Here is a 12,541-nt window from a genome sequence, read left to right on the forward strand (position 1 = left end):
GATGGGCGCCCTGCTCCCCCTGCGCGCGCTGCGCCTGCCGGACCTGGACGCGCCGGCAGCGCCGCTGCCCCCGCCGGAACCGACGCTCGAGGAACGGATCGCTGCCGCGCGCGCGGAGGGCTTCGCGGCCGGCCTGGTCGAAGGCGAGGCCCGCGGCCGCGCGGCGGCGGAGACAGGCCGCGCCGCCATGGCGGAGGAAAGCATCCGCCTCGCCCTGCTCACGATGGAGGACCTGCGCGCCGAGGCCGTCGCCGCGGTGGAGGAGAACGCGCGTGCCCTGGGCGAGCTGCTCTTTGCCGCCTTCGACGCGGCGCTGCCCGGCGCGGCGGCCCGGCACGCGCCGCAGATGCTGCCGCGGCTGCTGGAGGCCCTCGGTCCGGTGGAGGAGGCGCCGTCCGGTGCCACGCTCCGCGTGCCGCCCGCGATCCTCGACCTCGCGCGGGAGCGCTTCGGCGACCGCGGTCTTCCGATCGAGCCTGATCCGTCCCTCCCGGAAGGCGACGCCCGGATCGCCTGGCGCGACGGCGCCGTCGCCCTGGTGCTGGAAGACCGGCGCCGCGAGATCCGGGAGGTCCTCGCCTCCCTCGACCTGCTGCCGAAGGACACCGCATGAGCAATGCATTCGAACCCCTGCCGCCCGACCAGGCTGGCGGCACCCGCTCCGCCCCGGCGCCCGTGGCGGGGCTGGAGGCGGTCTACGACGTGCCCGTGCAGGTCTCCGCCGTGCTCGGCCGCGCGACGCTGCAGGTCAGCCAGTTGCTCAAGCTGGGCCGCGGCGCCGTCGTGGAACTCGACCGCAAACTCGGGGAGGCGGTGGACATCTACGTCAACAACCGCCTCGTCGCCCGCGGCGAGGTGGTGATGGTCGAGGACAATCGTCTGGGCGTGACGATGACCGAGATCGTCAAGCTGGACCGCGCGGGATGACGCGCCTCCTCGTCATCGGGTCGCTCGACGCCGAACTCGGGCAAGCCGCGCGGATCGCCTCGGCGCGCGGCGCCCGGCTGCGCACGGCCGAAGGGGTGACCGCCGGCATCGCCGCGGCGCGGGAGGGCTGCGACCTTATCCTCTGCGACGTGCTGCACGACGTCGCCTGGCTCGTCGCCTCGCTCGAGGCCGAGCGGATCGCCTGCCCCGTCGTCGCCTGCGGCCGCAACGCGGACGCGGCGGCCGCGGTCCGGGCCATCCAAGCCGGCGCGAAGGAGTTCCTTCCGCTTCCGCCCGATGCGGACCTGATCGCCGCGATGCTCCAGGCGGCAGTGGGGGAGACCGAACGGCCGATTCACCAGGACCCCGCCATGGCGGCCCTGCTGCGGCGCGCGGAATCGGTCGCCCGCGCGGAGGCCAGCATCCTCATCACCGGCGAGAGCGGCACGGGCAAGGAAGTCCTGGCACGCCACATCCACCGCCATTCCCGCCGCGCCGCCGGCCCCTTCGTCGCGCTGAACTGCGCGGCGCTGCCGGAATCGCTCCTCGAATCCGAACTCTTCGGCCATGAGAAGGGGGCCTTCTCCGGCGCCGTCGCGTCCCGCCGCGGCAAGTTCGAGCAGGCCGACGGCGGCACGCTTCTGCTGGACGAGATCGGGGAGATGGACCCGCGGCTGCAGGCGAAGATCCTGCGTGCCCTGCAGGAGCGGGAGATCGACCGGCTCGGCGGCGCGGCGCCGGTGAAGGTGGATGTCCGGATCCTCGCGGCCACCAACCGCGACCTCTCCGCCGAGGTCGCGGCGGGGCGGTTCCGGGAAGACCTGTTCTTCCGCCTGAACGTCGTCGCCGTGCGCATCCCCGCGCTGCGCGACCGGCCCGGCGACATCCTGCCGATCGCCGACCACTACGCCCGCCGCTACGCCGAGGCGAACGGCCTGCCGCTCCGCCGCTTCGCGCCGGCCGCCCGGGCCATGCTGCTGGCGCATCCCTGGCCGGGTAACGTGCGGGAGCTGGAGAACACCATCCACCGCGCCGTCCTGCTGGCGGAGGGGAACGAGATCGAGGCCGGTGCGATCGAACTGCACCACCCCGCGCCGCGCCTCCAGGCCGCGGCCAACGTACCGGCCGAACCGGATCCACAGGGCGCCACGCCGGGCGTCGCCCCCGTCACCGCCCTGGTCGGGCGGCGGGTGGAGGAGGTCGAACGGGCGCTGATCCTGGAAACCCTCACGCATTGCCTCGGCAACCGCACGCGGGCGGCGGAAATCCTCGGCATCTCCATCCGGACGCTGCGCAACAAGCTTCACGAATACCGTGCTCTCGGGGAAGCGGTTCCGGCCGCGCCGGGGCAGGTCCCGATCCCCGCGCTGCCCGCCTTCGCCGCGGGCTGACCGATGACCCTCCCCGGCTTGCTGAAGGGTCTCGGCCGTTCGACCGACGTCGCCCTGGCGGTCGGGGTCGGGCTGCTGATCCTGCTCCTCGTCGTGCCGCTGCCCGTGGCGCTGCTCGACGCCGGCCTCGCGGTCTCGGTGACGCTATCGGTCCTCGTCCTCATGACCGCGCTGTTCCTCCAGCGCCCGCTCGACTTCACCTCCTTCCCGACCATCCTCCTGCTCACGACGCTGCTGCGGCTCGCGCTGAACGTCGCGACGACCCGCACGATCCTGACCCACGGGCATGAAGGGCCGCAGTCGGCGGGCCACGTCGTCTCCGCCTTCGGCGGCTTCCTGATGGGCGGTGACGTGGTCGTCGGGATGATCGTCTTCGCGATCCTCCTCGTTGTGAACTTCATGGTCGTGACGAAAGGCTCCGGCCGAATCGCGGAGGTTGCGGCGCGGTTCAGCCTCGACGCCATGCCCGGCAAGCAGATGGCGATCGACGCCGACCTCTCCTCCGGCGCGATCGGCGAGGAGGAGGCACGGCGCCGCCGGACGGAGCTGGAGGCGGAATCGGGCTTCTACGGCGCGATGGACGGCGCGGCGAAGTTCGTGCGGGGGGACGCGATCGCGGGCCTCATCATCACGGCGATCAATCTCCTCGGCGGCATCGCGATCGGCGCGGCGCGCCATGGCATGCCGTTCGGGGAGGCTGTCTCGACCTTCTCCGTCCTCACGATCGGCGACGGCCTCGTCTCCCAGATCCCGGCTCTGCTGACCTCCGTCGCCGCGGGCATCGTGGTGACGAAGGGCAATACGGAAGGCACGGCGGACCAGGCGATGCTGCGGCAGATGGGCCTCGCCAAGCCGCTCTGGCTCGCGGCCGCGTCGTCGGCCCTGATGGGTCTGATGCCCGGGATGCCGCTGGTGCCCTTCCTGCTGCTTGCGGGCGGATTCGGTTTCGCAGCCTGGAAGCGCCCCGCCGCGGCGACGGCGGCGGAGCCGGTGACGGCCCTCCCCGGCGTCCCCGCCGAGGCGCCCATCGCCGAGACGCTGCGGATGGACCTGCTGCGGATCGAGCTCGGCTACGGCCTGCTGTCGCTCGCCGCCGGCGACGGGCCTCGGCTGACGGAGCAGATCCGAAACCTTCGCAAGACGACGGCGCAGGAGATGGGCTTCGTCCTGCCAAGCGTGCGCCTGCAGGACAACCTGCACCTGCCGCCCGACACATACGTCATCCGCGTGAAGGAGATCGAGGCGGCGCGCGGCGCCCTGCGCCCGCCGCTGCACCTCGCGATCCACCCCTCCGGCGAGCGTCCCGCCATGCCAGGCGAGCCCTGCGAGGAGCCGACCTTCGGCCTCCCCGCCCTGTGGATCGAGGAGCCGGCGCGGGAAGAGGCACTCGCGCGCGGCTGCACCGTCGTGGATCCTGCCGGCGTGCTGGCGACGCATCTGACGGAAGTGGTGCGGGAGCATATGCCGGAGCTGCTGAGCCACGCGGAGGCGCAGAAGCTTCTGGACGAGCTGCCGGCCGAGAACGCGAAGCTGCTGGCGGACCTGATCCCGGCGCAGATCACGACGGGCGGCGTACAGCGTGTCCTCCAGGCGCTGCTGGCCGAGCGAGTGTCCATCCGCGACTTGCCGACGATCCTGGAGGGGATCGGAGAGGCCATGGCGGGGGGCGCGCGCGGCGTGCCGGCGATGGTCTCGGCCGTCCGCACGCGGCTGGCGCGCCAGCTCTGCGACGCCGCCCGCGGACCAGACGGGACGGTGCCGCTGATCGCACTGACCGCTGAATGGGAACAGGCCTTCGCCGAATCGATCATCGGCAGCGGGGAGGACCGGCACCTCGCCATGCCCCCGTCCCGCCTGCAGGATTTCATCGCCCGCCTGCGGGACGCCTTCGACGCGGCGACCGCACATGGGGATCAGCCGGTGCTCGTCTGCTCCTCCGCCGTGCGCGCGCATGTCCGCGCGATCGTCGAGCGCTTCCGTCCTGCCACGCCGGTCCTGGCGCAGACGGAAATCCATCCGCGGGCGCGGCTTCGGACCGTGGGGGCGGTGTGATGCGATTCAACTTCCGGCAAGGGATGGGGCGGTAGGAGGCGGGGATGCGGCTCAGGGTCTTCCACGGCGCGCGGACGGCGGAGGCGATGGCCGCATGCCGGCGCGCCCTCGGTCCCGATGCCCTGATCCTGCGCACGCGTCGCGTCGCCGGCGGCGTGGAGGTGACCGCGGCCGCCGAGGAGGACGAGCCCGTCCTTCCCCCGCCTCCCCCGCCTTCGCGCGTCCCCGGCGGAGCCCGCTGGGAACCGTCCGGGGCCGCGGTGTCCGCGCCAAATCCCATCGTCTCGCCGCAGGGCTGGCGACGGGACCCGTCGCTGCCCGCCGCGGTGACGTCTCGGGCAGAACCGTCAGGCCTGTCCGCTTGCGATGGCCGCGGCCAGTCTTGGACGGCACCGCCCGCCGGTCCTCCCGGCCGCTTCGCGCCCTTGCCTGACCCGGCCGACCGTCCGCTCGCCTTCGTGGGGCCGCCAGGGGCGGGAAAGACGCTGTCCTGCGCCAAGCTGGCGACCCGGCTCGTGCTGTCCGGGCGCCCGCCCCTGGTCGTCGGCGCGGATGCTCAGCGTGCCGGCGCGCAGGCACAGCTCGACGCCTATGCCCGGGTTCTCGACCTGCCGCTCCTCGCCGTGGAGGACGACGCTGCGCTGCGCGAGGTCATGCAGACCGGGCCCGCCCGACCCGTCCTCCTCGACACGGCGGGCTGCGATCCGTTCGAGCCGGGGCAGGCCGCCTCGCTCCTCGCCCTGCTCAGAGCGGCGGCGGCCGTGCCGGTCCTCGTGCTGCCCTCCGGGCTCGACCCCGCGGAGGCCGCGGAGATCGCGCGGGCCTTCGCGGCCATGGGCGCCCGCCACCTGCTCCCGACGCGCCTCGACCGGCCGAGGCGGTTCGACGGCATCCTCGCCGCCGCCGCCGCCGGCCCCCTCGCCTTGACGGAGGCCGGAACGGGGCCCGGGGCGGCGGACGGGCTCACCCCCATCACGCCGGCCTGGCTCGAATCGCGCCTCGCCTCGGCTCCGCGGACCATCACGCCATGAACTCACCGACAGGCCGCGAGGGCCTCATCCTCGGCCTCGCCTCGGGCAAGGGGGGCGTCGGCAAGACCGTCGTCGCGATCGGGCTTGCCCAGGCGCTGGCCGGGACGGGGCGCCGCGTGCTTCTCGCCGACGGCGACCTCGGCCTCGCCAACGTGGACGTGCAGCTCGGCCTCACGCCGCCGCGCGACCTGGCGGACGTCCTCGCGGGCGAGGTGCCGTTGCGGGAGGCGGCCCTGCGACACGCAGGCGGGTTCCACGTGCTGGCCGGCCGGTCCGGATCCGGCGCGCTCGCCTCGCTCGGCGAGCCTTGGCTGGACCGCTTCGTCGCCCTCCTCGGAGAGGCCACGCGGGATTTCGACATCGTGGTGCTCGACATCGGCGCGGGGGTCGAGACACCGTCGCGCCGCCTCGCCGCCGCGTGCGACACCCTCCTCGTCGTCGCCAACGACGAGCCGACGAGCCTGACCGACGCCTATGCCATGCTGAAGCTCCACGGTCGCGACGCACCGGGTGCCGATGCGCGGATCGTCGTGAACGCCGCGGCCGACCTTGCCGCCGGGCGACGTACCCACGCGGTGCTCGACCGCACCTGCCGCGGTTTCCTCGGGCGTGGCGTGCCGCTGGCCGGGGTGGTGCGGCGCGACGCCAAGGTGCGCGACGCGGTGCGCGCGCAGGTCCCCGTGCTGACGCGGCATCCCGCCGCCCCCGCTGCGCAGGACCTGGAGGCGCTGGCCCGGCAGCTGTTTGCCACGGCACCCCATCCGGCGGTGGCGTGACGGCGACAGGTCACGCGGGGCATTGCGACTGAACCGGCCTGCCCACCAGGACGGTTACGCCGCGTGCGGGTAACGACGGGCACCCGCCCCGCCGCGCTCAGCCCTTTTTCAGGACAAGGAGGATGCCGGCCACCGGCGCCCCGCGTTCCCGCCGCAGGTCCGTCTCCTCACGGGCGACAGCGGCAAGGCCCGACCGCGCCGCGAGGTCCAGCACGTAGCCGGGGTGGTGCCGGTAGCGCAGGCCATCTCCGAGTGCGTAGGGCGCGACGTCGCCGCTCTCCAAGGAGAAGGCGGCATGCCCGCCCGCCGCCAGCGCCCCCGCGATCCCCGCCAGCGTCGGCCCGAGGTCGCCGAGGTAGTTCAGCACGTCGGCGGCCGCGATCAGCCCGAAGGCGCCGGGATGCCGGGGCAGGAAGGAGAGGAGGTCCGCCTCTTCCAGCAGGTCGTAGGCGCCGCTGCGCCGGGCCTCCGCCAGCATGCGCGGGGAAAGGTCAATGCCGGTCATGTGCCGTGCGAAGGCACGCAAGGCCAGCCCCGACAGGCCCGTCCCGCAACCGAGGTCCAGGACCTCTGCCGCGCCGTCCGGGGGCACGCCGGCACGGCGGATCAGGTCCGCGAGCGCCGCCGGCGTCCGGTATTCCAGCCTCCCGGTCAGGTCCGCGTCGAAGCGAGGGGCGTAGGCGTCGAACAGGTCGCGGACGTAGGCCGCCGGGGCCCGGTCGGGCGCCGCCTCCGCGCCGAGGGCAGCGAGGAGGAAACGCGCCTGCTCCGCCACCCGCCGCGCGCTGCCCCCGGCCCCGACGGGTGCGGCCCCGGCCTCCGCAGCACGCAGCGCCCGGCGCGCGGTCGCGATCGCGCCGGCCGCGTCCCCCGCCTCCCGCTGCCCGTGGGCGAGGGCCAGCAGGGCCTCGGGGTCGGCGGGGGCCAGGGCCGCGGCATGGCGCAGATGCGACAGCGCTTCCCCTGCGCGGCCCAGCGCGCAGAGGGCCTGGCCCAGGTTCCGTCGGGACAACGCGTCGCCGGGCCGTCGCGCGACGGCCTGCGACAGGATCGCCACCGCTTCCTCCGTCCGTCCCGCCTCGGCCAGGGCCCCGCCATGCGAGGCCAGGTACACCGCGGCGTCCGGCCGCAATGCCAGGGCCTGGCCTGTCAGGGCCACCGCGGCGGCCGTATCGCCCCGCGCCCTGGCCAGGACGCCCAGGAGGTTCAGCGCGTCCGCCGATTGGGGGTCCGCCGCCAGCGCGCGGCGGTACAGCGCCTCCGCGCCCGCCAGGTCGCCCTTGCCGTGGCGCGCCATCCCCTCCCGAAGGACGGCGGTCACGCGATCTCTTGCCGCCGCCCCGCCCCGCCCTGTGCTAGCTTCGGGCATCGGCCCACCGGGGAGAGGCGCGATCACGTCGGCCCTGATCCGAACCAACCGCGACCTGCGCGTGGACCTCGCGCGCGGGATCGCGCTGTGGTTCATCTTCATCGACCACGTGCCGGGCAACGTGCTCGGCGACGTGACGCTCCGCAACGTCGCCCTCTGCGACGCGACGGAGGCTTTCGTGCTCCTCGCAGGCTACGCGGCGGGGCTGGCCTATGGCCGCCAGATGGACCGGGAGGGCTGGTTGCCCGCCGCGGCGAAGGTGCTGGGTCGGGTGTTCACCCTCTACGTCGCGCACATCTTCCTCTTCGTCGTCTTCACGGCGCAGGTCGGATACTCCGCCGCGGCGCTGGACTCGATGGCCTATCTCGACGAGATGCACCTCGATGCCTTCGGGGAACAGCCCTACCGCGCGCTGCTGGAGGCGCTGCTGCTTCGGTTCCAGCCGGCCTTCCTCAACATCCTGCCGCTCTACATCGTCATCCTCGGGATGTTCGCCGCGGCGCTGCCGCTGCTGCGGCATCCCGGCTGGCTGCTGGCCGGCTCCTCATTGCTCTACGCGTATGTCCGCATGCGCGGGGTGAACCTGCCGTCCTGGACGGGCGGGGGGTGGTTCTTCAACCCGCTGGCCTGGCAGCTCCTCTTCGTCCTCGGCGCCACCATGGGCTACGCGCCGCCGGGCGGGCCGGTGAGGCAGTTGCGCTGGAACCGCTGGCTCGGCCTCGCCTGCGGCCTCGTCCTGCTCGCGTCCTTCGTGACGGTCGTCTTCGTCTATCACCGCCGCGAGTGGCTGGACGCGCTGCCGATCGGGATCGCGGCCGTGGTGGACGCGACGGACAAGACAGCGCTCCACCCGTTCCGGCTGCTCGCGATCGTCGCCATCGCCTACCTGGCCGCCCATGCCGTCCCGAGGAGCGCCCGCTGGCTCCAGGGCCCCGTCGCGGCGCCGCTGGTGCTCATGGGGCAGCAGGGGCTGCCGGTCTTCTGCGCGGGCATCGCCCTGGCCTTCCTCGGCCGCCTCGCGATCGAGGTGTCGGAGAACTGGGCGATGCAGGCCGCTGTAAACCTCGCGGGCCTGACGGCGCTGGTCCTCATGGGGGCGGTCGCCGCCTGGTCCGACGGGAAGCCCCGGCCGCCCCGCCCCTCCCCCGAGCCGAACGCTCCGCCCTTGCCGCGCGTCGCCGTCCCCGATACGGCTTGAGGACGATGCGATCCTGGATCGTCCTGGCCCTCCTGCTCCTTTCGGCAGCCCCCGCCGCAGCGGCGGCCCCGGAAGGCCCGGCCTGCGGCGCGCCGGAGGAGTTCCTGGCCTCGGGACCCCTGCCGAACACAGCCCGGGCGCTGCGCCGGAACGCCCTCCACGTCCTCGTCATCGGGTCCGCGAGCGTCACGGGACCCGGCGGCAGCGGGCCGTCGCGCGCCTATCCGGTGCAGCTGGAGCGCCAGCTCCGCCGCGCCAATCCCGGGGCCAGCATCACGATGGAGGTGCGCGGCGGGCGCGGGCTGACGGCCGCCGACCACCTCGCCCTGATCGACGGCGCCATCGCCGACCGTCGCCCGAACCTCGTCATCTGGCAGGGCGGAACGGTCGAGGCGGTGCGCGGGACCGACGTGGGCGAGATGCTGAACCTGCTGCGCGCCGGGGCCGAGCGGGCGGCCACGGCGCGCGCGGACCTGATCCTGATGGACATGCAGTGGTCGCGCTTCCTGCGCGCCAACGCGGACGTGGAGTCCTACCGCGACGCCATGCGCAGCGCCGTCGCGGCGACGGGCGCCGCCCTCTTCTCCCGTTACGACCTGATGCGCGCCTGGGCCGAGGCGGAGACCGTGGACGTCGAACGCGCGCCGCGCGAGCGCCGGACGGTCGAGGTGGACAAGTTGAACGACTGCCTCGGCCAGGCGCTCGCCGCCTTCATCGCCCGGGGAGTGGCGGAGGCGCGGTAGCGGGGAGCCGCCGGCCGCGATCCACGCGCATTCCGGAGGACGATCCGACTGCCGGTGCGGGCGACCGCCGCAACGGGCCATCCGTCCGGCATCGTGAAGCCGTCCGCGTCAGAACAGGCCGAAGATCCGGCCCTCCTCGTCCAGCCCGATCGATTCCGCGGCGGGCACGCGGGGCAGGCCCGGCATCGTCATGATGTCCCCGCAGATCGCCACGACGAAGCCGGCCCCGGCGGAAAGCCGCACGTCCCGCACCGACAGGGTATGCCCGACCGGCGCACCGAGTGCGGTCGGATCGGTGGAGAAGGAATACTGCGTCTTCGCGATGCAGACGGGCACCTCACCGAACCCCGCATCCTCGTAGCGGCGCAGCTTCGCCGCCGCGGCGGCGGGGAGGACGATGCCGTCCGCGCGATAGACCTCCCGCGCGACCGTCGCGATCTTGTCCGCGAGCGGCAGGTCGTCCCCGTAGAGCGGCGCGTAGCGGGCGCTGCGCTCGGCGATCATCTCCCGGACGGCATGGGCGAGTTCCGCCGCGCCGGCGGCGCCGTCGCCCCAATGGGTGCAGAGGATGGCGCGCGTGCCCATCGCGGCCATGGCATCCTGCACCGCGGCAATCTCGGCCTCCGTGTCGCTCGTGAAGCGGTTCAGGGCGACGACGACGGGCAGGCCGAACTTCCGGATGTTCTCGACGTGGCGTTCGAGGTTGGGGATGCCCCGCCGCAACGCCGCCACGTCCTCCGTCCCGAGATCGGCCTTGGCGACGCCGCCGTTCAGCTTCAGCGCGCGGACCGTCGCCACGATGACGCAGGCCGAAGGGGCGAGGCCGGCGGAGCGGCACTTGATGTCGAGGAACTTCTCCGCGCCGAGGTCGGCACCGAAGCCCGCTTCCGTCACCACCACGTCCGCCAGTTTCAGCCCGAGCCGCGTCGCGATGACGGAATTGCAGCCATGGGCGATGTTGGCGAAGGGCCCGCCATGGACCAGCGCGGGCGAGCCTTCCAGCGTCTGCACGAGGTTCGGCGCCAGCGCGTCGCGCAGCAGCGCGGCCATGGCGCCGTCCGCCTTCAGGTCGCGCGCCGTCACCGAACGTCCGGCCCGTGTCTGCCCGACGATGATCCGGCCCAGCCGGTCCTGCAGGTCGTGCAGGTCGCGCGCGAGGCAGAAGATCGCCATGACCTCGGAGGCCACGGTGATGTCGAACCCATCCTCGCGCGGGAAGCCGTTGGCGACGCCGCCGAGCGAGACGTTCGTCGCCCGCAGCGCGCGGTCGTTCATGTCCATCGCGCGGCGCCAGGCGATGCGCCGCGCGTCGAGGTCCAGCGCGTTACCCCAGTAGACGTGGTTGTCCAGCATCGCTGCCAGCAAGTTGTTGGCGGCTGTGATCGCGTGGAAATCGCCGGTGAAGTGGAGGTTGATCTCCTCCATCGGCGCGACCTGCGCGCGCCCGCCGCCCGTGGCCCCGCCCTTCACGCCGAAGCAGGGGCCGAGCGAGGGTTCCCGCAGGCAGATCATCGCGCGGCTGCCCGCAGCGTTCAAAGCGTCGCCGAGGCCGATCGTCGTCGTGGTCTTGCCCTCGCCCGCCGCAGTCGGGTTGATGCCGGTGACGAGCACCAGCGCCCCGTCCGGCCGGCCTTCCTGCGCGCGGACGAAGTCGAGCGAGACCTTCGCCTTGTGGCGGCCATAGGGTTCCAGGGCGTCGTCCGGGATGCCGGCGCGGGCCGCGATCTCCGCGATGGGACGCAGCCTCGCCGCGCGCGCGATCTCCAGGTCCGTCGCCATCCGCCCCTCCCCCGTTCCGGTTCCGGTTAGCCGGGGCGGGGGCGGGCGTCCATCGGGGTCAGGCGCGTCCTTCAGGTGCCCGGGGCACGCTGGGCCCAGGGATTGGAGGAGGGCGGCTTCGGCGGGCGCGCGGCGTTGACCATCATGAGCTCGCCGAGGTTCTCCGGCGTGATGAGGCCCACCAGCCTTCCCTCCCCGTCCTCGATTCCGACGGCCGGGTGCTTCCCCCCGTTCATGACTTGGATGATCTGGTCGAGGGGCGTTCGGTGGTGCAGCACGGGCACGTCGCGCCGTATGATCTCCAGCACCGGCGCGGCCGGGCCCTGTTCCCGCAGCGCGCGGATCATGTCGTCCCGCGTCACCACGCCCCGAAGGCGCCCCGCGCCGTCCACCACGGGGAAGTCGGTCTGCGAGGTTCGGAGGAGGTGCTCCACCGCGTCCTCCACGGTCGCGGCGGGCCCCAGCGTCTCGAATCGCGTCACCGCCGCGTCGGCGGCGATCATGCTGCGCCCGGCTTCCCGAAGCCCGACAGCCGCCGCCTCCGACGCCGCGCCCATGTAGACGAAGAAGGCGATGAAGATCAGCAGCGGGTTGCCGAAGAGGCCTGCGAGGCCGAGCGCGAAGGCGACGGCCTGGCCCACCCCCGCCGCGATCCGCGTACCCCGCGCGTAGCCCATCCGGTGCGCCAGGATCGCCCGCAGCACGCGGCCGCCATCCATCGGGAAGGCCGGGATGAGGTTGAACAGCACGAGCGACAGGTTCACCCACGCCAGGCGTTCCAGCAGGTTGAAGCCGGGATTGGCCAGATGCTGCCCCGCCTCCATCCGCGGCCAGCCGCCGATGACGAGGAAGAGGATCGCGGCGATCACGACGTTCACCGCGGGGCCGGCGAGGGCGACGACCAATTCCTCCGACGGCTTCTCCGGGATCCGTTCCAGCCGCGCCACGCCGCCGATCGGCAGCAGCGTGATGTCGGGCGTCTGCACCCCGTAGCGCCGGGCGGCGAAGACATGCCCGAACTCGTGCAGCAGGACGCAGAGGAACAGCAGGACGATGAACAGTACCCCCTCCAGCGCCGCCCCCCGCCCGCCTTGCGCGTAGGCGGTGAAGCCGATCCAGATCAGGAACAGCAGGAAGGTGAGGTGGAGCCGGATGACCGTCCCCTTCACCACCCCGATGGGAAAGGACCAGCCCATGGGACACTCCGCGGTGACGGCGGCCCAACGCCGGCCGCACCCCGGAGGTGGGGCGATCCCCTGGGATCGTCGAGCGGGT

The 12,541-nt window shown here is 73.4% G+C and carries 11 protein-coding genes; 8 read left to right on the top strand and 3 right to left on the bottom strand.

All coding sequences use genetic code 11. The features are described from left to right. Nucleotide 1 precedes the first annotated feature (1 nt). From ACE7GA_RS24860 to ACE7GA_RS24885, 6 genes are all read left to right on the top strand, one after another. Nucleotides 2-613, top strand: a complete 612-nt coding sequence (locus tag ACE7GA_RS24860; protein ID WP_376093075.1) for a hypothetical protein — start codon at nucleotides 2-4, stop codon at nucleotides 611-613. Continuing rightward, a complete protein-coding gene (fliN, locus tag ACE7GA_RS24865) occupies nucleotides 610-927 on the top strand; it encodes a flagellar motor switch protein FliN (protein WP_376093078.1) in 318 nt (105 codons plus the stop codon). Before ACE7GA_RS24860 ends, fliN begins: the two co-directional genes overlap by 4 nt. After that, nucleotides 924-2,318, top strand: coding sequence for a sigma-54 interaction domain-containing protein (locus tag ACE7GA_RS24870; protein ID WP_376093081.1), 1,395 nt, complete (start codon nucleotides 924-926; stop codon nucleotides 2,316-2,318). Before fliN ends, ACE7GA_RS24870 begins: the two co-directional genes overlap by 4 nt. A gap of 3 nt (nucleotides 2,319-2,321) precedes the next feature. Next, nucleotides 2,322-4,370: a flagellar biosynthesis protein FlhA gene (flhA, locus tag ACE7GA_RS24875; RefSeq protein WP_376093084.1), complete on the top strand. Its 2,049-nt coding sequence runs from the start codon at nucleotides 2,322-2,324 to the stop codon at nucleotides 4,368-4,370. 425 nt (nucleotides 4,371-4,795) lie between these two features. Then, nucleotides 4,796-5,401 carry a hypothetical protein gene (locus ACE7GA_RS24880; protein ID WP_376093087.1) on the top strand — a complete coding sequence of 202 codons (606 nt, stop codon included), beginning with the start codon at nucleotides 4,796-4,798 and terminating at the stop codon, nucleotides 5,399-5,401. Continuing rightward, nucleotides 5,398-6,177 (top strand): cellulose synthase operon protein YhjQ/BcsQ, encoded by a 780-nt coding sequence (locus tag ACE7GA_RS24885; protein ID WP_376093090.1) that lies wholly within the window; start codon nucleotides 5,398-5,400, stop codon nucleotides 6,175-6,177. Before ACE7GA_RS24880 ends, ACE7GA_RS24885 begins: the two co-directional genes overlap by 4 nt. Nucleotides 6,178-6,274: 97 nt before the next feature. Here ACE7GA_RS24885 and ACE7GA_RS24890 read toward each other — a convergent pair whose 3' ends face one another. Continuing rightward, entirely contained in the window at nucleotides 6,275-7,498 is a 1,224-nt protein-coding gene (locus ACE7GA_RS24890) for a tetratricopeptide repeat protein (protein ID WP_376093093.1), read from the bottom strand. A gap of 109 nt (nucleotides 7,499-7,607) precedes the next feature. Here ACE7GA_RS24890 and ACE7GA_RS24895 point away from each other — a divergent pair, with 109 nt between their 5' ends. Further along, the gene (locus ACE7GA_RS24895; RefSeq protein ID WP_376093096.1) at nucleotides 7,608-8,744 is read left to right on the top strand and encodes an OpgC family protein; all 1,137 of its coding nucleotides are present in this window, start codon (nucleotides 7,608-7,610) and stop codon (nucleotides 8,742-8,744) included. A gap of 5 nt (nucleotides 8,745-8,749) precedes the next feature. Beyond that, nucleotides 8,750-9,487, top strand: coding sequence for an SGNH/GDSL hydrolase family protein (locus ACE7GA_RS24900; protein ID WP_376093099.1), 738 nt, complete (start codon nucleotides 8,750-8,752; stop codon nucleotides 9,485-9,487). Between the two features lie 108 nt (nucleotides 9,488-9,595). Here ACE7GA_RS24900 and ACE7GA_RS24905 read toward each other — a convergent pair whose 3' ends face one another. Continuing rightward, nucleotides 9,596-11,266 carry a formate--tetrahydrofolate ligase gene (locus ACE7GA_RS24905; protein ID WP_376093102.1) on the bottom strand — a complete coding sequence of 557 codons (1,671 nt, stop codon included), beginning with the start codon at nucleotides 11,264-11,266 and terminating at the stop codon, nucleotides 9,596-9,598. Nucleotides 11,267-11,337: 71 nt separating this feature from the next. Next, the gene (locus ACE7GA_RS24910; protein WP_376093105.1) at nucleotides 11,338-12,462 is read right to left on the bottom strand and encodes a site-2 protease family protein; all 1,125 of its coding nucleotides are present in this window, start codon (nucleotides 12,460-12,462) and stop codon (nucleotides 11,338-11,340) included. Between the last annotated feature and the right edge of the window lie 79 nt (nucleotides 12,463-12,541).

It is taken from the genome of Roseomonas sp. CCTCC AB2023176 (assembly GCF_042259275.1).
GTDB lineage: Bacteria > Pseudomonadota > Alphaproteobacteria > Acetobacterales > Acetobacteraceae > Roseomonas.